This window comes from Acidithrix sp. C25, assembly GCF_904848545.2.
This window is the reverse complement of sequence record NZ_CAJHCI020000010.1, coordinates 1120380-1146919: the sequence shown is the minus strand read 5'-3', so window position 1 is coordinate 1146919 and position 26540 is coordinate 1120380. Positions and strand designations below refer to the sequence as shown.

Below are 26540 nucleotides of genomic sequence, written 5' to 3'. Positions count from 1 at the left end.
CAATCACACTGCAATGCTACATAGATGATGGAGGTAGGCCCTCCGGGATCGCCTTTTGGGAGGAGATTCCAAACCACCGTACGGGGCATTAGCTAAAGACTGTTGTCCAAAGCGGTACGGAAAAGTTAGAGCAATGACTCTTTCAGGTATGAGTTAAGAAGACGAGTGAAAACAAACCACTGACGAAGCGTTCGAAATTGGTATGGATGATGTCGAAACCGAGGGACGTCGAACTTTCGGGACAACTTGGAGACTAACCCAATTAGTGCTCCTTGGGCATCCGGCGTGTAGGTGGCGTGAGCTTAACATCAGGCGTTTATGTGGAACATGAGAACCCAGTCCTAGACGTTCTTGGCTAAGCCCACATGGGCTAAGCCCAAAGATGAGGAAAAACCTACAAGTTGCAGATCAACAAGAGGGAAAGTACCAAATGCCTATGGATTGGGGGCGGACCATCCCGTAGTAGCTACGAAGTCCTTGTAATGAGGATGGAGCCAAGGGGATGGAGTGAACAGGAAATGCAAATGAACAACTTCTCAAGGTAAAAGTTGAGGGGGAGGGATCAAATGACAAGACCACGACAAGAAAAAGCTTTTGATATCGACAAGTACGTCGTACTTAAAGCATACAAAGAGGCAAAAGCCAATCGAGGAGCACCAGGGATTGATAAGCAGTCCATCTCAGTCTTTGAGATGGATCTAAAGAACAATCTCTACCAACTCTGGAATCGAATGGCTTCTGGAAGTTATTTTCCAGCGGCAACTAGATATGTCGAGATAGACAAGTCAGATGGCGGTAAAAGAATCCTAGGTATTCCAACCGTCAAAGATCGCATCGCCCAAGGGGTAGCTAAAGCCTACATAGAGCCAAGATTGGAAGAGGTCTTCCACGAAGACTCCTATGGTTACAGGCCGAATCGCTCAGCCCATGATGCCATTGAAAAAGCACGCAAGAGATGTTGGAAGTACGATTGGGTCATTGATCTAGATATCAAGGCCTTCTTCGACACAATAGATCATGAACTGCTGCTAAAAGCTGTCTCTATGCACGTATCAGAGCCATGGATAATTCTCTACATCAAACGTTGGTTGAAAGCTCCAATGCAAAACAAAGATGGACAACTAATAGATCGAGAGCAAGGATTACCCCAAGGCGGGGTGATTTCTCCGATTTTGGCGAATCTGTTCTTACATTACGCTTTTGACAAATGGATGGTAAAGAACTTCCCGGATGCCCCGTTTGAACGATACGCGGATGACCTTTTGGTACATGTGAAAACAAAGAAACGAGCCGAAGAGATCCTAGAGGCTATAGGTCAGAGAATGACGCAGGTCAAGTTGGAGTTACATCCACAAAAGACCAAAATCGTCTATTGTAAGGACTCCAACCGTAAAGGAGAGTTCGAACAAATACGCTTTGACTTTCTAGGATTTACCTTTGCACCACGCTACGCCCGCAATAAGTTCAAGCAGCAGTTTAACAACTTCCTGCCAGCGGCTTCAGATAAAGCGGTAGAAGAAATGGGCAGAGAACTTAGGCGGTTTCGTATTCACCTCCAAACAGGCCAAACCATAGCCGAACTCGCCAGGCTTTACAACCCGGTGATCTTAGGCTGGATCAACTACTATGGACGCTTCTACAAATCCAGATTAGGCCAACTCCTCCGTCGTATCAATATCTATTTGATTAGATGGGCACGCAAAAAGTACAGGCGACTTAGCATACGAGCAAATGCTTGGAAATACCTATCTCAAATAGCCGAACGTGAACCCAATCTTTGGGCTCACTGGTCATTTGGGGTAATACCAAAAGTCGGTTCGCTAGGAGCCGTGTGAATTGAGAGGTTCACGCACGGTTCTGTGAGAGCGGGGAGGGGAAGTTCCTCCCCGCCACTCGACGTGCGTCATGAATGAAAGAGGTTGTAAATCATGTAGAAGCTGATAACAATCACACTGCAATGCTACATAGATGATGGAGGTAGGCCCTCCGGGATCGCCTTTTGGGAGGAGATTCCAAACCACCGTACGGGGCATTAGCTAAAGACTGTTGTCCAAAGCGGTACGGAAAAGTTAGAGCAATGACTCTTTCAGGTATGAGTTAAGAAGACGAGTGAAAACAAACCACTGACGAAGCGTTCGAAATTGGTATGGATGATGTCGAAACCGAGGGACGTCGAACTTTCGGGACAACTTGGAGACTAACCCAATTAGTGCTCCTTGGGCATCCGGCGTGTAGGTGGCGTGAGCTTAACATCAGGCGTTTATGTGGAACATGAGAACCCAGTCCTAGACGTTCTTGGCTAAGCCCACATGGGCTAAGCCCAAAGATGAGGAAAAACCTACAAGTTGCAGATCAACAAGAGGGAAAGTACCAAATGCCTATGGATTGGGGGCGGACCATCCCGTAGTAGCTACGAAGTCCTTGTAATGAGGATGTAAGCCAAAGAGATGGAGTAAACAGCAGATCTAGTTGTAATTGGCAAATGAACAACTTCTCAAGGTAAAAGTTGAGGGGGAGGGATCAAATGACAAGACCACGACAAGAAAAAGCTTTTGACAAAAGACAAGTACGTCGTACTTAAAGCATACAAAGAGGCAAAAGCCAATCGAGGAGCACCAGGGATTGATAAGCAGTCCATCTCAGTCTTTGAGATGGATCTAAAGAACAATCTCTACCAACTCTGGAATCGAATGGCTTCTGGAAGTTATTTTCCAGCGGCAACTAGATATGTCGAGATAGACAAGTCAGATGGCGGTAAAAGAATCCTAGGTATTCCAACCGTCAAAGATCGCATCGCCCAAGGGGTAGCTAAAGCCTACATAGAGCCAAGATTGGAAGAGGTCTTCCACGAAGACTCCTATGGTTACAGGCCGAATCGCTCAGCCCATGATGCCATTGAAAAAGCACGCAAGAGATGTTGGAAGTACGATTGGGTCATTGATCTAGATATCAAGGCCTTCTTCGACACAATAGATCATGAACTGCTGCTAAAAGCTGTCTCTATGCACGTATCAGAGCCATGGATAATTCTCTACATCAAACGTTGGTTGAAAGCTCCAATGCAAAACAAAGATGGACAACTAATAGATCGAGAGCAAGGATTACCCCAAGGCGGGGTGATTTCTCCGATTTTGGCGAATCTGTTCTTACATTACGCTTTTGACAAATGGATGGTAAAGAACTTACCCTATGCCCCGTTTGAACGATACGCGGATGACCTTTTGGTACATGTGAAAACAAAGAAACGAGCCGAAGAGATCCTAGAGGCTATAGGTCAGAGAATGACGCAGGTCAAGTTGGAGTTACATCCACAAAAGACCAAAATCGTCTATTGTAAGGACTCCAACCGTAAAGGAGAGTTCGAACAAATACGCTTTGACTTTCTAGGATTTACCTTTGCACCACGCTACGCCCGCAATAAGTTCAAGCAGCAGTTTAACAACTTCCTGCCAGCGGCTTCAGATAAAGCGGTAGAAGAAATGGGCAGAGAACTTAGGCGGTTTCGTATTCACCTCCAAACAGGCCAAACCATAGCCGAACTCGCCAGGCTTTACAACCCGGTGATCTTAGGCTGGATCAACTACTATGGACGCTTCTACAAATCCAGATTAGGCCAACTCCTCCGTCGTATCAATATCTATTTGATTAGATGGGCACGCAAAAAGTACAGGCGACTTAGCATACGAGCAAATGCTTGGAAATACCTATCTCAAATAGCCGAACGTGAACCCAATCTTTGGGCTCACTGGTCATTTGGGGTAATACCAAAAGTCGGTTCGCTAGGAGCCGTGTGAATTGAGAGGTTCACGCACGGTTCTGTGAGAGCGGGGAGGGGAAGTTCCTCCCCGCCACTCGACGTGCGTCATGAATGAAAGAGGTTGTAAATCATGTAGAAGCTGATAACAATCACACTGCAATGCTACATAGATGATGGAGGTAGGCCCTCCGGGATCGCCTTTTGGGAGGAGATTCCAAACCACCGTACGGGGCATTAGCTAAAGACTGTTGTCCAAAGCGGTACGGAAAAGTTAGAGCAATGACTCTTTCAGGTATGAGTTAAGAAGACGAGTGAAAACAAACCACTGACGAAGCGTTCGAAATTGGTATGGATGATGTCGAAACCGAGGGACGTCGAACTTTCGGGACAACTTGGAGACTAACCCAATTAGTGCTCCTTGGGCATCCGGCGTGTAGGTGGCGTGAGCTTAACATCAGGCGTTTATGTGGAACATGAGAACCCAGTCCTAGACGTTCTTGGCTAAGCCCACATGGGCTAAGCCCAAAGATGAGGAAAAACCTACAAGTTGCAGATCAACAAGAGGGAAAGTACCAAATGCCTATGGATTGGGGGCGGACCATCCCGTAGTAGCTACGAAGTCCTTGTAATGAGGATGTAAGCCAAAGAGATGGAGTAAACAGCAGATCTAGTTGTAATTGGCAAATGAACAACTTCTCAAGGTAAAAGTTGAGGGGGAGGGATCAAATGACAAGACCACGACAAGAAAAAGCTTTTGATATCGACAAGTACGTCGTACTTAAAGCATACAAAGAGGCAAAAGCCAATCGAGGAGCACCAGGGATTGATAAGCAGTCCATCTCAGTCTTTGAGATGGATCTAAAGAACAATCTCTACCAACTCTGGAATCGAATGGCTTCTGGAAGTTATTTTCCAGCGGCAACTAGATATGTCGAGATAGACAAGTCAGATGGCGGTAAAAGAATCCTAGGTATTCCAACCGTCAAAGATCGCATCGCCCAAGGGGTAGCTAAAGCCTACATAGAGCCAAGATTGGAAGAGGTCTTCCACGAAGACTCCTATGGTTACAGGCCGAATCGCTCAGCCCATGATGCCATTGAAAAAGCACGCAAGAGATGTTGGAAGTACGATTGGGTCATTGATCTAGATATCAAGGCCTTCTTCGACACAATAGATCATGAACTGCTGCTAAAAGCTGTCTCTATGCACGTATCAGAGCCATGGATAATTCTCTACATCAAACGTTGGTTGAAAGCTCCAATGCAAAACAAAGATGGACAACTAATAGATCGAGAGCAAGGATTACCCCAAGGCGGGGTGATTTCTCCGATTTTGGCGAATCTGTTCTTACATTACGCTTTTGACAAATGGATGGTAAAGAACTTACCCTATGCCCCGTTTGAACGATACGCGGATGACCTTTTGGTACATGTGAAAACAAAGAAACGAGCCGAAGAGATCCTAGAGGCTATAGGTCAGAGAATGACGCAGGTCAAGTTGGAGTTACATCCACAAAAGACCAAAATCGTCTATTGTAAGGACTCCAACCGTAAAGGAGAGTTCGAACAAATACGCTTTGACTTTCTAGGATTTACCTTTGCACCACGCTACGCCCGCAATAAGTTCAAGCAGCAGTTTAACAACTTCCTGCCAGCGGCTTCAGATAAAGCGGTAGAAGAAATGGGCAGAGAACTTAGGCGGTTTCGTATTCACCTCCAAACAGGCCAAACCATAGCCGAACTCGCCAGGCTTTACAACCCGGTGATCTTAGGCTGGATCAACTACTATGGACGCTTCTACAAATCCAGATTAGGCCAACTCCTCCGTCGTATCAATATCTATTTGATTAGATGGGCACGCAAAAAGTACAGGCGACTTAGCATACGAGCAAATGCTTGGAAATACCTATCTCAAATAGCCGAACGTGAACCCAATCTTTGGGCTCACTGGTCATTTGGGGTAATACCAAAAGTCGGTTCGCTAGGAGCCGTGTGAATTGAGAGGTTCACGCACGGTTCTGTGAGAGCGGGGAGGGGAAGTTCCTCCCCGCCACTCGACTGAATTCCCCCCAAGAGCCCTTTTAAGCCCCCTTTTAGCCCCTATTTGGGGGTAACCCCTATTTGGAGATGCTGGTAGATGAAGTTCGGTTTTCTCAAGTGGCCGATGTAGTGCCCTAAGCTGAGAGTTAGCTGCGAATATTGACCTACAAGGTAATTCATCTGGTATACTTGTTATATGTTCATTCGCGAGAAGACCACTAAGAATAAGGCAACTGGAACTAAATATATAAAGCATCAGTTAGTTAGGTCTTATCGCGAAGGAGATAAAGTACGCCAAGAGATAGTTATGGATCTAGGACGACTTGAGATCGATCCTAAGGACTACAAGAAGCTAGCTCAGATATTGACGATGAGACTAGCTGGCTCTGAGTCTTTGTTTGAAGGTGATCTAGAACTAAAGTCAATCGCCGATAAAGTTCTATCTAGCTTTTCTGTTACTCAAACACTTCGCTCTGATCGTGAAGTAATCACAAAAGATGCCGAGTTCCTAAATGTCAATACATCATCTCTAGAGGCATCTGATATTAGGCGCTTAGGTCCTGAACTAATAGCTAGTAGCTTCTATGACAGATTGAAGATCAAAGAGCAACTACTACGGTGTGGCCTTAGTGAAAAAGAGACAGCAATTGCTAAAGCTGTAATATGTGCTCGTTTGGTTGCTCCTTCTTCTGATCTTGAAACACATCGCTTCCTAAAAGAGGACTCTGCACTCTATGAATTGGTAGACCAAGACCTTAGCAATATCGGTAAAGATGCTATTTATGAGATAGCTGATGCTATCTACGAAGCCAAAGACTCAATCGAGATGGCACTTATCAAAGCCGAGAATGAGCTTTACCCAACTAATAAGCGTCTCTTTTTATTTGATCTTACCAATGCCTATTTTGAGGGACGAACACTTGGTAATGATCTAGCCCAATATGGCCACTCCAAAGAGAAGCGCTTCGACTGTACTTTAGTAAGTCTTGCCCTTTTGGTGGATGATCGTGGACTACCGATCTATAGCCACATATATCCCGGTAATCAGTCAGAGCCTGAAACCCTTGGTGATGTCTTATCTAGTATCTCTAGTCACCTAAGACAGGGACTCTTTAGCGAAGATCTCCCAACGGTTATCATGGATAGAGGGATAGCAACTTATGACAACATCGCACTGATTGAGTCCTATGGTCTTAGCTATCTGGTAATTACACGCGCTAATGCAGCTAGACACTATCTAGCTGAACTACGCCAAGGAAAAGATACCTTCTTAGAGATCAAGAACTCCTCCAATGAGAGCATCTACATCAAAGAACTGGGTGATGACCTGGGTGGTGAGATGGATGACAAGGGAGAAGCTGCCGAGGCGGGTGCTGACCTGGGTGCCGAGGGAGAAGCTGCTGAGTCGGGTGCCGAGGGAGAAGCTGCTGAGTCGGGTGCCGAGGGAGAAGCTGCTGAGTCGGGTGCCGAGGGAGAAGCTGCTGAGTCGGGTGCCGAGGGAGAAGCTGCTGAGTCGGGTGCCGAGGGAGAAGCTGCTGAGTCGGGTGCCGAGGGAGAAGCTGCTGAGTCGGGTGCCGAGGGAGAAGCTGCTGAGTCGGGTGGTAACCTGGGTGCTGAGGTGGATTCTGAGCAAATAGTTGTTCATCTACAAGGCAGTGAGTCGATGGGCATCGAGTCGATGGGCAGTGAGTCGATGCGTGTTGATTTCATCGATGCTGGATCACTCAGCGCTCATCCACAAGCTAACCATTCACTTGGCGGCGAGTCCCTCGGTATCGATTCGATGGATACTGCTCCACAAGTTGGCGGTCCACAGGCCAAGCACTCCCAGAGCAATGAACCCCAAGCCAACCATTCCAATAGAGCTCAACCATACGCAAGTGACTCCATGGACAACAAGATAAAGCAGATCCTATGTATCTCAGAGCGTCGCAGGGATAAAGAAGAGGCAATTGCTATAGGTATGCAAACTAAGTTCCAGAGTGCATTTGACAAACTAGCTGACTCAGTTAAGCGTGGTCAATATTCCAATGCCACAACTGTGGCTTCAAGAATAGGAAAGCTAAAGCAAGAGCATCGCTCTATTGCACGTCGCTATGAGATAGATGCCATAACTGGCGATGACCAAAAAGTCAAAGAGCTGGTTTTGACTGAGAAACCAAAAGTAAAAGAAGCAGCTGAGACTCTCTATGGTGCATATGTGATTGAGACCAATAGGAACGATCTAGAACCAGAAGAGATCTGGAAGCTCTATATGACCCTAACAAAGGTAGAGGATGCATTCAAAGCCCTAAAGAGCAATCTAGGGATGAGACCGATCTATCACCAACTAGCTAGTCGTACCGCTGCTCATCTATTTATCTCAGTAGTTGCTTATCACCTCTATGGAGCAATTGCACTTAGCTTATCTCAAGCCGGTGACAAAAGAAGTGTTCACGGCATTCTTGCTCAAGTGTCTACCCATAGCCGCTTGAACGTAACGATGTTAGATGATAACAAACGTCTACATAACCTTCGTATCTCCTCTACTCCAAACTCTACCCAAAAAGAGATCTACTCTATTCTTGGAGTAGTAGATACCCTAGCTCGAACCAAGAAGGTGATTGCTCAACTGTAGTGCCCAAATCCAGACACCAATATGGTCATGAACTGGGCTTTCATGGGGTGGTTGTCGAGTGGCGGGGAGGAACTTCCCCTCCCCGCTCTCACAGAACCGTGCGTGAACCTCTCAATTCACACGGCTCCTAGCGAACCGACTTTTGGTATTACCCCAAATGACCAGTGAGCCCAAAGATTGGGTTCACGTTCGGCTATTTGAGATAGGTATTTCCAAGCATTTGCTCGTATGCTAAGTCGCCTGTACTTTTTGCGTGCCCATCTAATCAAATAGATATTGATACGACGGAGGAGTTGGCCTAATCTGGATTTGTAGAAGCGTCCATAGTAGTTGATCCAGCCTAAGATCACCGGGTTGTAAAGCCTGGCGAGTTCGGCTATGGTTTGGCCTGTTTGGAGGTGAATACGAAACCGCCTAAGTTCTCTGCCCATTTCTTCTACCGCTTTATCTGAAGCCGCTGGCAGGAAGTTGTTAAACTGCTGCTTGAACTTATTGCGGGCGTAGCGTGGTGCAAAGGTAAATCCTAGAAAGTCAAAGCGTATTTGTTCGAACTCTCCTTTACGGTTGGAGTCCTTACAATAGACGATTTTGGTCTTTTGTGGATGTAACTCCAACTTGACCTGCGTCATTCTCTGACCTATAGCCTCTAGGATCTCTTCGGCTCGTTTCTTTGTTTCCACATGTACCAAAAGGTCATCCGCGTATCGTTCAAACGGGGCATAGGGTAAGTTCTTTACCATCCATTTGTCAAAAGCGTAATGTAAGAACAGATTCGCCAAAATCGGAGAAATCACCCCGCCTTGGGGTAATCCTTGCTCTCGATCTATTAGTTGTCCATCTTTGTTTTGCATTGGAGCTTTCAACCAACGTTTGATGTAGAGAATTATCCATGGCTCTGATACGTGCATAGAGACAGCTTTTAGCAGCAGTTCATGATCTATTGTGTCGAAGAAGGCCTTGATATCTAGATCAATGACCCAATCGTACTTCCAACATCTCTTGCGTGCTTTTTCAATGGCATCATGGGCTGAGCGATTCGGCCTGTAACCATAGGAGTCTTCGTGGAAGACCTCTTCCAATCTTGGCTCTATGTAGGCTTTAGCTACCCCTTGGGCGATGCGATCTTTGACGGTTGGAATACCTAGGATTCTTTTACCGCCATCTGACTTGTCTATCTCGACATATCTAGTTGCCGCTGGAAAATAACTTCCAGAAGCCATTCGATTCCAGAGTTGGTAGAGATTGTTCTTTAGATCCATCTCAAAGACTGAGATGGACTGCTTATCAATCCCTGGTGCTCCTCGATTGGCTTTTGCCTCTTTGTATGCTTTAAGTACGACGTACTTGTCTTTTGTCAAAAGCTTTTTCTTGTCGTGGTCTTGACATTTGATCCCTCCCCCTCAACTTTTACCTTGAGAAGTTGTTCATTTGCCAATTACAACTAGATCTGCTGTTTACTCCATCTCTTTGGCTTACATCCTCATTACAAGGACTTCGTAGCTACTACGGGATGGTCCGCCCCCAATCCATAGGCATTTGGTACTTTCCCTCTTGTTGATCTGCAACTTGTAGGTTTTTCCTCATCTTTGGGCTTAGCCCATGTGGGCTTAGCCAAGAACGTCTAGGACTGGGTTCTCATGTTCCACATAAACGCCTGATGTTAAGCTCACGCCACCTACACGCCGGATGCCCAAGGAGCACTAATTGGGTTAGTCTCCAAGTTGTCCCGAAAGTTCGACGTCCCTCGGTTTCGACATCATCCATACCAATTTCGAACGCTTCGTCAGTGGTTTGTTTTCACTCGTCTTCTTAACTCATACCTGAAAGAGTCATTGCTCTAACTTTTCCGTACCGCTTTGGACAACAGTCTTTAGCTAATGCCCCGTACGGTGGTTTGGAATCTCCTCCCAAAAGGCGATCCCGGAGGGCCTACCTCCATCATCTATGTAGCATTGCAGTGTGATTGTTATCAGCTTCTACATGATTTACAACCTCTTTCATTCATGACGCACGCCGAAAGTAGGGCTAGCCAAGGGCGCTCGTGCTCAGGGTGACGCACGTATTGTCTCGCTGAGCTCTGGTGGTCACATGCGTTCACCGGTTGTATTTGACGATATCCAGTTTGAACGTCGCGACTATGATCCGCAAGTTGCCTACGCTCAGTCTAAAACGGCGGACTCGCTCTTTGTGGTCGAAGCTACACGCCAGTGGAAAGCAGATGGCATTGTAGCTAATGCCGTCAATCCTGGTGGTGTTGCTAGCGGGTTGCAAAGGGATTTCACGCAGAAGCAAAGGGATTACTTGGCAGAAGCAAAGCAGCGGGTGTCTTTGTCTACAAGACTGCCGAGCAAGGGGCAGCTACCACCCTTGTTGCAGCTGTGAGCCATGAATTTTCTCAAACTGGAGGCCATTACCTTAGTGACTGCAACGAAGCACCGACAGTCCCTAACGACAGCGATTTGTTTGCTAATGGTAACGCTGTAAAGGAGTGGGCGATTGACCCATCAACCGCACGGAGGCTGTGGATGGTGTCGCTTTCTCTTCTCGACCAACCTGTTCAATAGCGTTCATGAATATCCTCGGCGAACTGGCCCTTTAGATTCGATACGCCAGCTTTGGTAAGGAAACGATCAGTTTGGGATATCGCAAAAGAAATGGGGTGTTCTCACTTAGGGTATCGATGTAATGTTACCTGGACAAGCTAGTGATTGAAAAACCTGATATCTGGATACCACGAAAAGGTGCCTTGTGTGCAAATGAGGCTGAGGATATCTGACATGAAATTTTATCACGTGCTTTAATGAGCTAGATAACCAGATCCTTGAGCAGATCCCTAGGTAGATCTCATTCTAGAGAGTCAAGAGAGATAAAGAAGGCAAATGGTGGATGAGATTCATATCGACTTTAGCTCATCTCAATGCTCTTTTCGAAATACAGGGCAATACCAAACGGCCTAAAGCATCAAAACTCACTTACAAAGCCCAAGGTTTTAAGGAGACATTGTTTCCTGGTGAGATTGTTTCCTGGTGAGATTGTGGCTCGAGAAATTGTGCTTCCCATGGAGATAGCTAATCGACTTTGGCTGGACATCGTAGACTTTTGGGTAATGCAAGTTTTGATGGCCATTGAGAGCTATAACCGAGCGCCACCAGCCTGACATGGATCGCCTTAGCCCGGACCTTAGCCTTAGACTTGTCAACGGCTTCCTCAATTACGCCAGCGTACTTATCGGTGGCCTTAGGACGCCTCTCATATTGACCCTGTCGTATCAGTTGTCCGGCATTTCGTGCTTGAACATACTTCCCTACGGTATTAGGAGAACAGCCAACGAACTGCGCTGCTCCGTTATACGATCTAAAAAGATCGTAAGCCTCAATAATTTCCATGGATTCTTTGCTATCCTTCACTTTGGGCCCTTTCTTGGCATTAGGAGTGGTATAAATCCATAATGCCCCAAGATAAGGGCCTTCATTCTTCTTTTTTCTCAAAAAGTGATAGCCAGACCGCCTTTGCATGCCCACTCTCGGGTCCAGGAGACCCGAGAGTGGGCCGTCACGCTAGGCGGTCATCCTGTATGCAATTTTCGTGGCTATATTCATTCATGCCAAATGGCCATATTCATGCATTTTGTAATGGCCGTTGACAAACTGAGCGACTAATGCCGTTGTGAATGGTTGACTTTTTCACCCGATGCCAATACGCCTAGTTGATTTTCAGTTGATTTATTGGCCACTGATGTGAATCGGCCAAAAGTTTGTAGTAGCGGAAATCGAGCATATTAATAGTTGCATATTAATAAAGAGACCACCTTCGTATTTGATACGCAAGAGGATTGCTTAGGGACTGCGTCCGCCAGAGGCTAATTCGTAGGTCGTAATTTTAGAGTTGAATAGCTATTTCCTTGCAGGGCCATCTTGTTTAGGGGGCCAACCGTTTCACTTATCCATCCGAACGGTGCGCCACTTGTTTTTTTTTGCGAAGGGAAAAACTTTGAAAGAGACCGAGTCCTAGCGTTCAGGGAGATTAAAGTATTTTATTTGCTGATTACCAAGCTTTACCTTTAGATCGAATTAGCTGTTATGGTTTTTGAACTATGAGGGGTTGGGCCACATGAGATTGGTCGGGGGATTGCGCATAGGTTTGGCAAAGAGAAAGCCTTGTGCGAGAGTGGCACCGTTTTTGGCAACGAAAGCGAACTCTTCCTTTGTCTCAATACCTTCGGCTACGACCTCGATCCCCTGCTCTCTGGCAGCAGTTGCTAAGCCGCGGAAGATCGACTGTTTCAGTGGATTGCGGTCAATATCAATGATAATTTCGCGATCGACCTTGATGATGTCGGGCGAGAGGTCAATTAATGTATTGAGACCTGCATATCCACTACCTACGTCATCTAGTGCCACTTTGAAGCCGTTGTGACGGTAGTAGTCGAAGATACGACCAAGGTGGTCCATGTCTTCGATGCGTTCGGTCTCGGTTACCTCAAAGACGATTCGACTGGGGTCAAAGTTTGCCTCATCAGCTATCTCTAGGGTGGTGCGCAGACACTGACGCGGATCATAGATTGCATTGGGAAGAAAGTTGATGAAGATGCGACCTGGAAGTTCCAGTTCTGCGGCTGTGCGAATGGCGGTTTCTCGAGCAAGGCGATCCAGGAAAAACACGGCATCGTTGGCTCGCGCGTATTCAAAGAGCACCGTGGGTGAGATGATTTCTCCTGTCTCGTTTCGTCCTCGAGATAGTGCCTCAAAGCCATGTAATTGTTGACTTGCTATCTCCACCACGGGCTGAAAGTGAGTCTCAATTCTTTTGTTCTCGAGACATTTGCGCACTTCTGGATGTCCCATAGAGCGTCGGTATTTATCGAGACTCTGGACACCTCGCATGACATCAAAGGTGACTTCTTCACCAGAACGAAGGGTGAGGAGTTGAATCTCGCGTTGCTGAAAGTCTGAGAGGTTCGCCTGACATGCGAGAAACTGTAGCGCTGTAACTGAATCTGCACCACTGTGTTTTAGTGAGAGGCCGTTAACTTCAAAATCAAAGCCGCCACGGCGCATTGACTCTTCTAAGAGTATTAGTAACTCCATCGATGGGACCGAGAGTAAGACTCGATCAAATTCTTGTTGTTCTGGCACGCAGAAGGTACCGCATTCTCTACATGGCACGCTATTTAATCCATTTCTACGATGGAGCCGGTCGAGCTTCAACTATTTTTTTATCGACCAGATCCCAAAGTTAGTTAAGTATCCTTGCTGAATCTTGCTCTTTTGCTCGGTTGTCTTGCTATTAATGCGAATGCTCACCTTGGCCAAACCTCCTAGCCAGGACTCTGCTGAGTCTGAGTTTTAGCAGCTTTTATTTTTTTGACAATAGGATTGGAAACTAATTGGCTTCGAACTCATCGACAAGGGATCGCTTGGTGTTTTTGGTTGGGAAAGAAGTTGGAGCCTTCAAGCTGTGGAATTATTTGGGTAATGATCAGAAAATTTACCCGGTTGGAGCTGTGGGTTGAGGCGAGGTTGGTTGTGTTATTTCAAGTGAATTTATGTCACCTCTAATTTGGAGATTAATTTGGAAAACGCAGGCTGTAGAGAACTGATGGAAGGTAGGAGTGAGCAAGATTAAGACTTTCAAGCGACCATTGGGTGCAATTTTGAACCATTGATGATGTCGGCGACAGATTTTGTGGGAGCCGACACGGCTTATGCAATACCATTTATGTGGCAGGGTCGCAGTCGTCGTGAATGAAATTAGATCGACCTAAGTCGACGTGGCGATCCGTTATGGGGGCTAGTAACTCGATATAGCTGATCTCATAACTCCAAGGATGTGGCACCTTTTGATTTTTGGCAGCGCGATAGAGATTGTGGAGCTCGTGGACAGAAAAAGTTTTTATTGAATTGGAAACCACCAAGATCTTCAAATTCCCATTGTGCCTATTTGGCGAGAATGTTTTTGCTTTTGGGCCTTCACTCTATTATTTCGAGTTATCCCTGCTCATCCCAAGGTGTCGGATCGATAGCTGGTTGAGGTTCTTTCGCAAGCAGACAGCGTCCTTTGATTGAGGCTCATCCCTGTGTCTTTATCTCGAGCAACTTAATTGTGTAAGGCACGGGTTCCGGTGATTCTTGGAGCTTGCCTTGCAAGGCCAGCACATGGACTAGGTCATTTGTGGGGATATGGTTAGTGTGTGCTTTATCAATATGTCCCAGACACTGTCAATCTCCTTTGAAAAACGCCCCCATCACCAGTGCTCCTAGAGTTTTTTAGGCCGTCATGGTTATCTGCGCAAAAGAGGGTTGGGATAGTTAATTCAAAAATAGCCATTGAGCGTGACCCCCAATGATTTTACGCTATCTCTGTTTCTATGACCGTCATTAGACCGCCATCTACGAAGATAGATGCCCCGCTCTCGATTTGATTCACCTGGGCCTGATTCACCTGGGCCTGATTCACCTGGGCCTGATTCACCTGGGCCGACAAGGTCTCATGAAGCTCAATATGAACTTGGGAGCGCTGGATCACAAGTAGTGAACCTTGGTTTATCTATAGAGAGATTGGTCACCGTCAATTTGGAAGTTTGCCTATCAGTTACGGTCAAATAGGGATAATCATGGCCAAATGAGGCCACTGGATTACTCGCCATTGGACCGATAGCGAACTTGGCAGGCAACATCAAAGTTGATTCGTTGCTTTTTGGAGTTGTACCTTGGGTAAATTTTCACTTAGTTGCTTTAGCTGGGTAGTTTTTTGACAGGGGATGTTAGCTGGGTTGAGCGTACTTTTGATGACAAGGTACGTTCCAATGGAAGATCACAATGCAGTTCCTTTCAGTTGTGTAGCTCGAATTGTCGCGCTCGAATCAGGGACGGCATGCTTGTTGGTATTTCATTTGCGACAGCAGGGGACTCTACCCGGTGGAAAAGGCAATAGATGATTGCGCGGTAGTGGTCGTTTCTTTGATAGCTATTGAACTTGAAATCGCACCGACTTTGATTTGTAAGATACCCCTGATACCCGCTGATACCCATATAGTGCCATTACACCGTCGATACAAACCAATCTTGTAAAACTGGCTTCAAAACTTCTTTCAAACGGCTAGATTAGGGCTATACGCGGGTGTAGTTCAGCGGTAGAACATCAGCTTCCCAAGCTGAGAACGCGAGTTCGATTCTCGTCGCCCGCTCCAGATGTATTAGCTCTTCAGCGGCTGTTTTTAATGCCGAGTTATTTCGTGTAGCTCCCGAAAGTCATGCTCAGACCATATTTCGACCACATTGCGTAAATTTTTGCGTACATTTTGCGACTCTTCCGTTTCTACTGGGGTGGAGTACTCGATTTCATATGCGGTAACACTCTTTATCAGCCCCAAGTGATCTTCTTTGTCTGATAGGTATCTATAGTTGCGCCATGGATAAGACCATATGAAACTATTTAGTCAACCCAGATACGCCAAGACAAAGGGCATCACTGACACGATGACCATCTTGTTGTTTGTTGTCTTTGGTAAATGAAGGCGGTTATTGGTGGCTTAGCTATTTCACCACGATTGAATCAAGTACCCGCCAGTTGGGCTTTCCGCTATAGAGCAGTGCTCTTATGCGGTAATTCAGGTCTCAACCAAGCCGCCAGCTAGATTCGGATTGGCATCTAAAGAGGCACCCTTAGATGAAACATTCATAAGTCGCGCAGCCAAGCCTGCATCGAGAAGTGAAACCTTTGGACGAGATACAACGCGCTTTGAAAGGTTGGTTGTCCACGCCGGTATGTTCTGCGTCAGATATAAGGTCTGTAGCAACTCTAGATAAGGAGTCAGGGTACGTTGAGGAATGTTGGTGTCGCGAGCCAAGTCGGCAACGTTCAACTCTCCGCTACTTCTTGCAGTCAACATTCTCGGGATCACTGGCAGCTCCGTGACATGTTGAAGGTTCGAGATATCCTCAGCCTCCCTGCGAAGTATGGCATTAGCATAGTTATCAAACCAAAGGTCACGACGCCTTCCCGGAGCACGATTCAAGACCTCGGGATATCCCCCGCAACAGCTAGTTCGAGATAGTCACTTCGGCTCAGATCACTTGTATGGTTTATGAATCTTTCACCGGACAAAGCCCGATCGATGAACTTCTCCCTATGCCCTATGAGCTCACCCTGACTTAGGCCGAACAACTCGATAATCTCAGCCCAACCAGCAAGACTATCTTCGATAGTGGGTAATTTGAGGAGATTGGCCGATCCAGTCAAAAGAAACCTACCCAGACGATTATCGCCATCGACTACGAACTTTAGTGCTAAAACTAATTCAGGGACACGTTGTACTTCATCAATAGCCAAAAGACGACCTGGGTCGGAGTTGAGGCACCCGACTGGATCCTCACGGGCGCCGTTCGCCGCAACTGGATCGTCAAATGAAACTAACCGTCCGTCCTTAGAATCGACGATCTCTCTAATGAGTATCGTCTCCCCACCTGCCTAGCGCCCTGTATAACAACAACTCTGGTATCGCCAAGGGCCTCTAATACCCGACTCTTGGCATTTCTAGCGATTCGCACCATGTTTTGATTTTAGAAAATACTCCCCGATTTGCTGTACTTACTTCGCCGATCACCGACGGATCGTCTGTAGGACTGAACTCTCATTCCAGTTCACCGGCATCTCCCTGGTCCAGAAACCTCTAGAGCAATTCTGCAACGAACTCGGCCTCCACGATTCGCTGCATTTTCGCCCGTGAAACGAGCAATGTGTTACACGGATCCACCCGCTACAGGTGTACCGCTGCCGTATGCAACTCCGGCGGTGTTCGTCGTTGACAAGCGGGAGAAGGTACCAACCCGCCGCGAGAAATCGGTAGTAGCATCGTCGTCACCGATCTGTACCAGCGCATGGAAGGGACCATGGACGGGAACATGCCCAAATGAATTCCCGCCATGCTTTTGGATAGTAATCAACCTCGTGTGCAATCTGCGCCTGACATTAGGCAGGCCATACAGGAGCCAACTATGAGCTATGGGAGTTTGAGGGGCTCGTGGACTTCGGACGCGCTTGCTGTCAGGGGAATAGCAGATTGGCGGGGTGACGAACGTGACGTCGAGGAACTCTGGCCTTTGCTCATATTAGAGAAGTCTCAAAACTATTGCGGTGACGTGGCACTGGCGTACGTCGCCATCGGTGACTCCAATGATAAACGGAGATCTTCGGTCTATAAATGATAAAACCCATAGACTAGCAGCTGACAAATGACCCGGAAAGGCTTTTGCGCGAACAGATTGTCAGCTTCTATCCATTACGCCTGATGTCGCTCCAACAAGAAACTGAATCGCATCTGCCGAAAGCAACGCCCGTAACACATACTCGACGATGACGGCTTGCTCATTGATCGGTAAAAGGAGCACCGGTATCAGTCCTAGCTTGCTCCCGTTGATGTTTGATTGGCGCATCCCATCGATTTTGGAAAGTTCTACCTACTCATGTCCCCAAGCTAAATTAATCCAGTAGTTGATGAACTATGGGATTACAGCCCAACGATCAAATCACGCTCGGACAAAGTATCCAGAGCAGCTTGCAGACACCCCTACCCGAAAGACAGCGCTATTGTCCACAAGTTCGGAGGGTTCGTTCGATAGAACAAAGAGTCCCCTAGATCCAACATGAGCTCCTTGATCACTTCGCCATCGAAGCAATTTTTCAGATCGCTGACGTCCAACTTCCCACTTTAGATATTTCCCATTTGAAGTCTAAGGACACTTAGCGCTGGATCAGCAGCGCACCGTTCTGAAGTCCCGTACTCCATCCATCACAGCAAAGTCGCCATCCTCAATACATAGTAGGCGACTGCCAAACCAGCAATGGAAAGGGAGACCGCTAACTCCATTTGCTTGCGCGATTTCCTGCCCGACCGAATTTCGTTCAGCACATCGGATACCGAGTTGGCATAAGAGTTCGCCACCCGTCAATCGGTAGCTAATCTTTCACAGCACACTTCCGTAAGTATCGTATAGCGTAACCACAAAACTCATCAAACGACACTAAAGCATTAAAGCAAGTAAGCAAAAATGGAGATCAAATCAATAGAACTTCTATTATTCGAGCAAAAGCGTAGTAAATAACTACCTTTTTGCTACCATTTTTATCTTTCCCTGTGCATTACCGTTGTGTGAACTAAACTGATGAGGGTGAGAGCATTGACTGTATACGAGCGTCTTTTAGAGCGGGCTTTCGACCAACATGGCTTCATCCGCGCTGCTCAAGCGAGAGAACTCTCAATCAACCCAGCAATACTCCGTCAACTTGCCGCCGTTGGTCGTCTCGAACATCGAGGTTGGGGCCTTTACCGACTAGTAGCCATTCCCATCACAGAAAGGGATGAATTCCAAGAAGCCGTATTGTGGGCTAACGGATTAGGTGTTATTGCTGGGGAATCTGCGCTTGCCCTTTGGAACCTAGCGGACGTCAACCCTATGAAGATAGAAATAGTAGTTCCTCCCAATTACCAGCCTCGACGTCAAGGGCAGGAACGATACAGAATACGCCGACGAAATCTACAAATTAGCGACATCGAGGAAGTGGACAACATCCGAGTGATTACACCAAAATTGGCTATCGATGACGTCATAAAGGCGGGGGTTTCAGGTGAGCTCGTAGCACAGGCCATTGCAAATGCCAAAGCTCGTGAATTGATCGGCACCATTACCGAAGCTCGCCTTCGCGTCCAACTAGCAGACAGAAGCACATCCAAAAATTCATTGCACCATGAATGAATAAAAACCATTGCCCGGTGACAAAAACCGTCTTGAGCGATTACTGACGGAATGGTCCAAATCGGAGGAGATCATCGTAGCTCGACTTCGTCACATTGTTGGCATTTCCGTCATCGCCCAGATGCTCGATGGACTATCCGACGATCAAGGAATACCTAGAATCGCATTCAAGGGAGGTTCCGCCCTCGTGATGCGTTTCGGAACTAAAGCAAGAGCAACCAAGGATCTCGATGCCGCATTTCGTGGCAACTTAGAGTTGGCAGTTAGTTTGATAACGGAGAAAGCTGAAATAGGGTGGTGTGGATTTACTGGAAGAGTGACCGAACCACAACCTATCGAAACCTTGATTGGATCAACCACCGCAATACGTTTCAAAATCAAACTTGCTTATCGCAACAAAGACTTTATGACCATCCCTTTCGAAATGTCTACCGAAGAAGCCGCTTCGTTAAACGAACCAGAAGTTATCGCTCTCGCAATCAGTCTCAAGCGTGTGCAGCTCATCGAGCCCGCTGCAATAGCATTCCTACCTATAAGATTTTAGATTGCTCAAAAGCTTCATGCCTGCACTGAAGCTCCGACCGAAGATCGCCCCAACTATCGGGCACGCGATCTCGTTGACATTTTGCTAATTGCTGAACTAGGAAATGTACACAACGAGCTATCGGCTACCAGATCAGCTTGCATCACGATATTAGAGGTTAGATGCGCTCAGCCATGGCCACCCGTCATTGGGGCTTACCCAGGATGGGACGAAATTTGGAGAAACCTCCAAGAAAACGAGAGAGTAGGAAACTCTCTTGATGAAGCCTTAGTAAGAGTGAACGACCTCATTATGCGCATCAACTCAGCGAAGTAACGCCTACCGGGACAACCTTCGCATACGAGTGGGCACCTTGATCGCTGATATCACAGACAACGGTGCCGCACTTATAGATAGAGATCGGACAACTACAAATTGGACCATGCCGGATCATCGGATTTCAGCGTGTTTGGCGCTATCTCGTTTTGTCAAAAGATACTTGAAAATGGTGGGCCAACCGGGACTCGAACCCAGGACCAAGGGATTATGAGGTGTTTACAAAGTATCAGAATTGATAACCTATTTATCCGAGTACGTCTCATTTTTGCTGCTCATTGAAGCGTTCTAGCAAGGATACCGAGACGGCCTCGGACTGGGTGGGATGTTCGCGGACACAATTGTTGGGTGAAAAGTTGGGTAAAGTTCAGGATCCACTTCCTCTATCGCAACTAACGATTCCAACCCAAGAATACGGAGAGGTCTTGCGATGCACCGCTATGGCGATGGCTCACAAGCGGAGAGAGACACCATTAACCAGGTAAACATTGCAAACCTTTGAGCGATCTCACCGAAGGCTACGATACCTACAGCAGAAAGTCACTCACCTCGCGGCCCAATAGTTGGCTTGCGTTTCTTTCGTTTCCAGCCATACTATACTCATGAGGACATTAACTCATTCAAATATCGCTGTAGACAACCTTGGCTCGTTCGTGGCAAAGGTACGGCCTGTCGTCAACGCCCAAGGAACCCTTTGACTTGAGGTTGGCAACCTTTCGTGCAATGTAAGTGGCGAACTCGCCTTGAACATCCTTACGCTCGTTCAGGCAACTGCGAGTGACAGGGCCGTGGAATGCGCCATCCTACCCAGCGAATTGAGCACAGGCGAAGCCGCTGACTCCAAAGTGACATCGGTTCGCTGCGAGGCGAGAATGAGACGCTGCGGAGTGAGAATGAGACTCTAACACTTTGAGATCGGTTCGCTGCGGCTAATGAACACTACCGTTGCCAACCAGATAGATGCGTTGACAACAAAGATCGCTGAGTTAGAGAAGAGGCTGGGTCGTCATTCGTCGAATTCATCTTTGTCACCATCCTCGTTTCCGGTAACTGTCAAGTCAGTTGACGTAATTTCTTGGAAATATCTTTGGTGTGCTGCTGTACCGTGGTTGACCACCTCTCTCGTTGTGCCACACTCGGCGTGATCCATTTGTCTTCTGCTAGTGACCAGTTGCGAATCTTGCCGGAATGATACGCCCCGCTAAAAGCTTGTTGCTAGGGTTTTAGGCTACGTGGAGCAACAACTGTCGATGCGGGCCAAAGGCCAAGTAGCCCAATCTCAGCCGAGCCGGGGACGGATGCAGTGCTTTGGCGTGTGAGGTAAATTGATGAACTAGCGCCAAAACCTAACTGTTTGGGCTTTTAGTGGTGGTTTAGAGGCCGCTTTCCAAAGATACGACAAGCTCCTAGTTGCAATACCAAGTTACAAAGTCGATGTTTAACCCAGCGTTTAACCCAGCGTAGAACTAACCATGAGGCCAAGGCAATACCCATTACATATACGTGCTATGTTAGGCGAAGTGGTGGTTGCGATGAAGGCAGAGCGTTGAGACAAGGAATTTTGAAATGGCGCATGGAACTTCGATTTGGGACGGCGGTCCGTTGAAGTTTCTGCATGCTAGCGATTTGCATATAGATAGTCCACTTCGGGGGCTTTCTGCATATGAGGGAGCACCAATACAAGAGATCCGAGGTGCTACTCGTCGTGCCGTGGAAAACCTCGTGGGTGCAGCGGTCTCTAATGACGTGGATCTCGTTGTGCTAGCGGGTGATATCTTTGATGGCGACTGGAAGGACTACAGCACTGGCTTATTTTGGATTAGACAGTTAGTTCGACTCTACGACGAGGGAATTCCGGTTGTGCTTGTAGCTGGCAACCATGACGCAGTCAGTGAGGTTAGCAAGCGTCTTTCCTATCCTCCCAATGTCTATCAGCTATCAAGCGCTGCGCCACAGATTCAACTATTTGATGAGCTGGACCTAGCTGTTGTAGGTCAAAGTTATGCCAGTCGAGTGGTGGCGGGCGATCTGGTGGCAAATTTTCCTAGCGCAGACCCCGGACTTTTTACCATCGGCCTCCTACACACAAGCCTCGATGGTCGTGTAGGCCATGCTTCATATGCCCCTACTACTGTGGATATGCTCCGCAGTAGAGGTTATTCCTATTGGGCGCTCGGTCACGTACACCAACGAGAGGTCGTATCCACTGAGCCCCATATTGTCTTTGCGGGCAACCTTCAAGGTAGACATATTCGAGAGACTGGTCCAAAAGGAGCATCGCTCGTAACCACCCAAGAGGCAGAGGTTGTCTCAATTGCGCCTCTGGAACTCGATGTCGTTCGATGGGCGAATTGTAATGTTGATGTAAGTCAAGCCCAAACCTTCGAAGAGGTGATCTCAGAGATATCTCAAGTGCTAGATAAAAGTGTCATCGATGCCTCTGGAAGACTTGTGGCTGCTCGAGTCAATATCAGTGGCACATCACCGATCCACAGAGAGCTTTGGAGGCGATCCGAGCAATTAGATAGTGAGGTTCGTGGACTTGGAGCGGTCCGAGGTGATCTTTGGATAGAGAAGGTGGTGCTGGGTACTCGCAACTTCGTCAGAGCTGATGGTGAAGTGGTTGAGGCTATTCGACAAAGGGCAAAGCAACTACAAGACGACCCAGAGGAGTTCGCTAGCCTTCTTTCGGTCTTTATGGACCTGCGTAATAAATTGCCCCTTGAGCTGCGGGTGAATGGATTGAACGGCGAGGAATCGGTGGGGCCTACCTCAGAAAGTCATCTTCGAGCCACGTTAGAATCTGCCGGTGATCTAATATCTAGCCTTTTGAGCGAAACGGATCCATCATGAGGCTTCTAAAGTTGAATCTTGTCAAGTTTGGGATGTTCACTGAAAGAGAGCTGGATCTACTTGCAGAGGGTGTCAACGTCATAATCGGCGCCAATGAAGCGGGCAAGACGACGACGATGGCGGCAGTTCGACAACTTTTCTATGGTATACCTCTACGCAGTCCCTATTCGTATCTTCATTCGAACTCCGACTTGCGCATAGGTGCAATCGTGCGCCCTAATGATGGCAGTGACTTTGAGGTCTATCGGATCAAACGTAACACGCAATCCTTGCGATCTGGTTCTGATCTTCCAATTTCCGAAGCGACGATGGCCGAGGTGCTCGGTGGGGTAGGGGCAGAAGTCTATGACTCCCTTTTTTCAATCGGCCATGAGGAGATTGTCTCAGGTGGACAGTCTCTCCTAAAGAACGAAGGCGAGCTAGGGCGAGCCCTTTTTGCTGCCAGCACTGGTCTAACGCAACTGAACTCAGTTATGGCCAAGTTGGATGCAAAAGCAGGCGAACTATTCAAATCCGGGGCTTCGAAACCACGGATAAATGCAGCTCTAACGAGCTACAAAGAGTCGACTTCGGCGGTCAAGGCACATAGTCAGAGTTCTTCTGCGGTTGAGGAGCTCGATAAGTCACTTCATATAGCAAACGAACGACTTAGCAAATTAGAATTGAGCTATCGTGAACTCTCTGGCGCTTTGGTTCGAGCCACGAGGGTTCTATCTTCCAGGGGCCAAATTGGCCGAAGAGCCCAACTTCTTCAGGAGTTTTCGGGAATCGACTTAGGAAATGTCCGAGTCACCCCAAATATGCAGTCACTTCTCAATGAATCCCTAGAGATCCGTAGAGAATGCCTAGCCAGCCTTGCAACACTCGTGCCCGATCTTGAAAAGCTTGATATGAGACTTGCTGAGATCGACGTTGACGAACCCCTACTTTCACGCTCTGAGGAGATCGAACACCTAAGTGAACAACTTGGAGGAATTCGCCAGAACCTAAAGGATCTACCTAGTCTCAATAAGCAGGTTGGAGACCTCGAGCGGGAGCTTGAAGTGTTGTTTCGACGGGTTCCAAAGAATTGTCGCAGAGATGATAAGGCTATGCCCGTGATTAGTGACGTTGAACGATCACAGATCCAACGCCTAGGGGAGGCATGGCCAAAGATAGACGACGCCTTAGTTGGTGCACGTCTCTCAAGAGATGAGATAAAGGTTACTCTTAGTCGCAACATGGATGATCGTGATCTGCTACCTGAAGCCTCCGATATCTCGAACTTACGGGTAGCTCTAGCTCGGATCCGAGAGGCTGGTCAGCTCGAGTTGAGCCTAGAGGGATATCGACAACAGATCATAGGACTCGAAACCAAGATCAATTCCTCAATTGCATCTCTTGGTCTTACGATAAGCCCAAGAGAGTGCGACAAGCTTTCGTTACCTTCGCTAGCACGAGTTAATGATGTTGCTCAACACGTTATGCAAGCAAATGCAGCACTTGCAGAGGCACTTGGTGAAGGTAGAAGAATTGATGCGGAGCTGGCAAAGATAAAAGATGATCTCGAAGGGCTCATTCAACGTAAAGACCCGCCATCTATCGAGGAACTTTCTCTTGCCCGTGCCCATCGCGATGAAGGATGGGCCCTGGTGCGCCAAGTCTGGCTGGAAGGCGAGGCGATCGAATCACAAGCCCAAGCCCAGGCACAAGCCCAGGTATGGAGCGATGGCCAGTCACTTGACCGGGCTTATGAAGCCGCAGTAAGTGGGGCTGACAAGATTGCCGATAGGGGCTGGCATGAAGCCAGGGATGTGGAAAAGCGAGCCAACCTAGAGCGCCAAAGTGCCCTCGATCTCGCCTTGATTGAGGAAAATGCACGACTGATCGAGGTGCGCCGTGGTGAGTGCGAGGTCGCAGGTCGAGAGTGGGCCATGCTATGGGAGCCACTTGGAGTTGTGGCTTCGAGCCGGGCTGAGATGGATGAGTTCTTGGAGGCGGCACGAGAACTGGGATCGCAATCGCTAACACTTAGAGATCTTGATGCAAAAGAAGGCGAAGTGAGCGCAACGATATTGCGCTGTGTCAATGATCTGCGTGGCCTTCTCGGTGAGGTTGGAGATATACCCCAGGACACCTTGAGTCTGGTTGCTCTACTTGAACGGGCAGAACAGCATTGTTTGAGATCAGAGACCCTGGATCGCCAAAGATTATTGGTAGACCAAGAGATCAAAGGCAATCGTAGCTTGATGGAAAAGCACGAACGCGCGGTGGTTGTCGCTGAGAGCAACCTTGCTTTATGGGAAGTTGAGTGGAGCGAGGCAATTGCGCCCTTGGGTGTTGATGGTACGACCAAACCCCAAGATGTCTCATCGTTGTTGTCTACCCTCAAGATGATCGAGGATAAGCAGAGCGAATTAGATGAAAAGCGACGTCGAGTCTTTGGGATGGAGCGGCGAAACTCTCAGGTCGAAGAGCAGTTGAAGGCAGTTCTGAGCTTCCTTTCACATCTCACGATCGATGCCACCTCAACAGAGATGAGAATCAATGCCCTTCAAAAGTTACTTAAGATTCAACAGAACGCCGATGCGACACGACGGGCTCTAGGAGAACAACGCGATAGTAAGGTTCTTGAGGTCGAGAGGATTAGTAGGTCCAAAGCAGATGCAAATGCGAAGATAGATGCGCTGATCAAGGAGGCATTTGTTCCCGATGAACAGTCATTGATAGCGGCGATCGAATCTAAGAAGCGTTCCGAGACACTTATTTTGGAAATTGAGAAGATAGAGACCGATCTATATGGTGCTAGCGGTGTTTCACTTGATGTGCTCTTGGGGGAAGTTGACTCCTTGGCCGGAAGCGACCTTGACGCGCTGATCAAAGAGCTGTCTGGCGAACTTGATGATTGTGATCAAGAGCGCAAAGAGGTCGCTGTGGTCATCGGTGGTCTTAATGTCAAGAGGGCATCGATCGATGACTCTGATGAAGCAGCCCTAGATGCCGAGCGCACGCAGTTCATCCTTGCGGATATTGAGAATAACTGTGATGAGTATGTCCGGGTCATGGTGGCTCGCTATCTTTTAGAACAACAGATTGTTGAGTACCGTTCTCAAAATCAGGGGCCGATTCTTCGACGGGCAAGTGAAATCTTTAGTCAGCTTACCCTTAGAGAATATTCTGGAATTGATACCGACGTCGATGAAAAAGGCAACCTTGTGATTCTTGCTACGGCTACATCCGGAGGCTCGTTGGACGTTGGGGCATTGAGCGTAGGCGCCCGGGATCAGCTCTATCTTTCACTGCGTCTTGCTGGCCTTGAACACTATGCCTTTGGTACCCGAAACTTACCGTTGCTACTCGATGATCTATTCGTACATTTCGACGATGCGCGCACTAGTGCAGGTCTGGCTGTATTGGCACAGCTCTCTTCCAGAATGCAGGTGCTGCTCTTCACCCACCATGAGAGAGTCGCTGAACAGGCAATGGATGTCATTCCGACCGACAAACTTCGGGTTCAAGTATTGAAACATTAGAGGGTGCCTGTGACGATAGAGCGGATTGGTTTGCCATTGAATAGCCCAGCGTTAGGTAATTGCTCAAATGGATTATTACAGCTACGACAAGGATGATCCTATTGTCTGTCCTTAGTATCACAGGTTCGTTACCTTAGAGGCTGATTTAG

Annotated in this window: 17 protein-coding genes, 1 tRNA gene and 2 pseudogenes; 12 read left to right on the top strand and 8 right to left on the bottom strand. The window is 47.6% G+C overall.

Annotation, left to right across the window (positions count from 1 at the left end; genetic code table 11):
* Positions 1 to 566: 566 nt before the first annotated feature.
* From ltrA (ACIDITHRIX25_RS80725) to ACIDITHRIX25_RS80710, 4 genes are all read left to right on the top strand, one after another.
* Positions 567 to 1835: a group II intron reverse transcriptase/maturase gene (gene ltrA / locus ACIDITHRIX25_RS80725; RefSeq protein WP_201733476.1), complete on the top strand. Its 1269-nt coding sequence runs from the start codon at positions 567 to 569 to the stop codon at positions 1833 to 1835.
* A 717-nt stretch (positions 1836 to 2552) separates the two neighbouring features.
* Positions 2553 to 3794 (top strand): group II intron reverse transcriptase/maturase, encoded by a 1242-nt coding sequence (ltrA, locus tag ACIDITHRIX25_RS80720; RefSeq protein WP_201731844.1) that lies wholly within the window; start codon positions 2553 to 2555, stop codon positions 3792 to 3794.
* A gap of 689 nt (positions 3795 to 4483) precedes the next feature.
* A complete protein-coding gene (gene ltrA, locus ACIDITHRIX25_RS80715; protein ID WP_201733475.1) occupies positions 4484 to 5752 on the top strand; it encodes a group II intron reverse transcriptase/maturase in 1269 nt (422 codons plus the stop codon).
* 240 nt (positions 5753 to 5992) lie between these two features.
* A complete protein-coding gene (locus ACIDITHRIX25_RS80710) occupies positions 5993 to 8413 on the top strand; it encodes an IS1634 family transposase (RefSeq protein WP_201733474.1) in 2421 nt (806 codons plus the stop codon).
* A 116-nt stretch (positions 8414 to 8529) separates the two neighbouring features.
* Here ACIDITHRIX25_RS80710 and ltrA (ACIDITHRIX25_RS80705) read toward each other — a convergent pair whose 3' ends face one another.
* The gene (gene ltrA / locus ACIDITHRIX25_RS80705; protein ID WP_201732520.1) at positions 8530 to 9771 is read right to left on the bottom strand and encodes a group II intron reverse transcriptase/maturase; all 1242 of its coding nucleotides are present in this window, start codon (positions 9769 to 9771) and stop codon (positions 8530 to 8532) included.
* A gap of 667 nt (positions 9772 to 10438) precedes the next feature.
* Here ltrA (ACIDITHRIX25_RS80705) and ACIDITHRIX25_RS80700 point away from each other — a divergent pair.
* Positions 10439 to 10977: pseudogene (locus tag ACIDITHRIX25_RS80700) on the top strand (SDR family NAD(P)-dependent oxidoreductase); the annotation flags it as partial.
* A gap of 504 nt (positions 10978 to 11481) precedes the next feature.
* Here ACIDITHRIX25_RS80700 and ACIDITHRIX25_RS80695 read toward each other — a convergent pair.
* The 3 genes from ACIDITHRIX25_RS80695 to ACIDITHRIX25_RS80685 form a co-directional block, all read right to left on the bottom strand.
* Positions 11482 to 11799 (bottom strand): hypothetical protein, encoded by a 318-nt coding sequence (locus ACIDITHRIX25_RS80695; RefSeq protein WP_201733472.1) that lies wholly within the window; start codon positions 11797 to 11799, stop codon positions 11482 to 11484.
* A gap of 705 nt (positions 11800 to 12504) precedes the next feature.
* Positions 12505 to 13578: an EAL domain-containing protein gene (locus ACIDITHRIX25_RS80690; RefSeq protein ID WP_201733471.1), complete on the bottom strand. Its 1074-nt coding sequence runs from the start codon at positions 13576 to 13578 to the stop codon at positions 12505 to 12507.
* 1183 nt (positions 13579 to 14761) lie between these two features.
* A complete protein-coding gene (locus tag ACIDITHRIX25_RS80685) occupies positions 14762 to 14938 on the bottom strand; it encodes a hypothetical protein (RefSeq protein WP_201733470.1) in 177 nt (58 codons plus the stop codon).
* Between the two features lie 590 nt (positions 14939 to 15528).
* Between ACIDITHRIX25_RS80685 and ACIDITHRIX25_RS80680 the strand changes: the two genes are divergently transcribed.
* Positions 15529 to 15602 (top strand) — tRNA-Gly (locus tag ACIDITHRIX25_RS80680).
* 420 nt (positions 15603 to 16022) lie between these two features.
* Here ACIDITHRIX25_RS80680 and ACIDITHRIX25_RS80675 read toward each other — a convergent pair.
* On the bottom strand, positions 16023 to 16430 hold the full coding sequence (locus tag ACIDITHRIX25_RS80675) for a DUF8612 domain-containing protein (RefSeq protein WP_201733469.1): 408 nt from the start codon (positions 16428 to 16430) through the stop codon (positions 16023 to 16025).
* Entirely contained in the window at positions 16427 to 16852 is a 426-nt protein-coding gene (locus tag ACIDITHRIX25_RS80670; protein WP_249685771.1) for an AAA family ATPase, read from the bottom strand. Before ACIDITHRIX25_RS80670 ends, ACIDITHRIX25_RS80675 begins: the two co-directional genes overlap by 4 nt.
* A 557-nt stretch (positions 16853 to 17409) precedes the next feature.
* Between ACIDITHRIX25_RS80670 and ACIDITHRIX25_RS80665 the strand changes: the two genes are divergently transcribed.
* Positions 17410 to 17619 carry a hypothetical protein gene (locus tag ACIDITHRIX25_RS80665; RefSeq protein WP_152625818.1) on the top strand — a complete coding sequence of 70 codons (210 nt, stop codon included), beginning with the start codon at positions 17410 to 17412 and terminating at the stop codon, positions 17617 to 17619.
* 60 nt (positions 17620 to 17679) lie between these two features.
* Here ACIDITHRIX25_RS80665 and ACIDITHRIX25_RS80660 read toward each other — a convergent pair whose 3' ends face one another.
* A complete protein-coding gene (locus ACIDITHRIX25_RS80660) occupies positions 17680 to 17847 on the bottom strand; it encodes a restriction endonuclease subunit S domain-containing protein (protein WP_160291702.1) in 168 nt (55 codons plus the stop codon).
* Positions 17848 to 18591: 744 nt separating this feature from the next.
* On the opposite strand from ACIDITHRIX25_RS80660, the gene ACIDITHRIX25_RS80655 reads away from it, so the two are divergent.
* The 3 genes and pseudogenes from ACIDITHRIX25_RS80655 to ACIDITHRIX25_RS000000104480 form a co-directional block, all read left to right on the top strand.
* The gene (locus ACIDITHRIX25_RS80655) at positions 18592 to 19167 is read left to right on the top strand and encodes a type IV toxin-antitoxin system AbiEi family antitoxin domain-containing protein (protein ID WP_201733468.1); all 576 of its coding nucleotides are present in this window, start codon (positions 18592 to 18594) and stop codon (positions 19165 to 19167) included.
* 10 nt (positions 19168 to 19177) lie between these two features.
* Positions 19178 to 19711: a nucleotidyl transferase AbiEii/AbiGii toxin family protein gene (locus ACIDITHRIX25_RS80650; RefSeq protein ID WP_201733467.1), complete on the top strand. Its 534-nt coding sequence runs from the start codon at positions 19178 to 19180 to the stop codon at positions 19709 to 19711.
* Between the two features lie 1247 nt (positions 19712 to 20958).
* Positions 20959 to 21021: pseudogene (locus ACIDITHRIX25_RS000000104480) on the top strand (hypothetical protein); the annotation flags it as partial.
* Between the two features lie 11 nt (positions 21022 to 21032).
* Here ACIDITHRIX25_RS000000104480 and ACIDITHRIX25_RS80645 read toward each other — a convergent pair.
* Positions 21033 to 21176: a hypothetical protein gene (locus ACIDITHRIX25_RS80645; protein ID WP_201733466.1), complete on the bottom strand. Its 144-nt coding sequence runs from the start codon at positions 21174 to 21176 to the stop codon at positions 21033 to 21035.
* 416 nt (positions 21177 to 21592) lie between these two features.
* Between ACIDITHRIX25_RS80645 and ACIDITHRIX25_RS80640 the strand changes: the two genes are divergently transcribed.
* Positions 21593 to 22879, top strand: coding sequence for a metallophosphoesterase family protein (locus tag ACIDITHRIX25_RS80640; RefSeq protein WP_201733465.1), 1287 nt, complete (start codon positions 21593 to 21595; stop codon positions 22877 to 22879).
* An 11-nt stretch (positions 22880 to 22890) separates the two neighbouring features.
* Positions 22891 to 26391, top strand: a complete 3501-nt coding sequence (locus ACIDITHRIX25_RS80635) for an AAA family ATPase (protein ID WP_201733464.1) — start codon at positions 22891 to 22893, stop codon at positions 26389 to 26391.
* Positions 26392 to 26540: the final 149 nt, after the last annotated feature.

Coding starts and splice junctions, on each gene's coding strand:
- ltrA (WP_201733475.1), top strand. CDS start 4,484: ATGACAAGACCACGACAAGAAAAAGCTTTTGATATCGACAAGTACGTC.
- ACIDITHRIX25_RS80645 (WP_201733466.1), bottom strand. CDS start 21,176: ATGGATCACGCCGAGTGTGGCACAACGAGAGAGGTGGTCAACCACGGT.
- ltrA (WP_201733476.1), top strand. CDS start 567: ATGACAAGACCACGACAAGAAAAAGCTTTTGATATCGACAAGTACGTC.
- ACIDITHRIX25_RS80665 (WP_152625818.1), top strand. CDS start 17,410: ATGAGCTATGGGAGTTTGAGGGGCTCGTGGACTTCGGACGCGCTTGCT.
- ACIDITHRIX25_RS80695 (WP_201733472.1), bottom strand. CDS start 11,799: ATGGAAATTATTGAGGCTTACGATCTTTTTAGATCGTATAACGGAGCA.
- ACIDITHRIX25_RS80710 (WP_201733474.1), top strand. CDS start 5,993: ATGTTCATTCGCGAGAAGACCACTAAGAATAAGGCAACTGGAACTAAA.
- ACIDITHRIX25_RS80640 (WP_201733465.1), top strand. CDS start 21,593: ATGGCGCATGGAACTTCGATTTGGGACGGCGGTCCGTTGAAGTTTCTG.
- ACIDITHRIX25_RS80660 (WP_160291702.1), bottom strand. CDS start 17,847: ATGCGCCAATCAAACATCAACGGGAGCAAGCTAGGACTGATACCGGTG.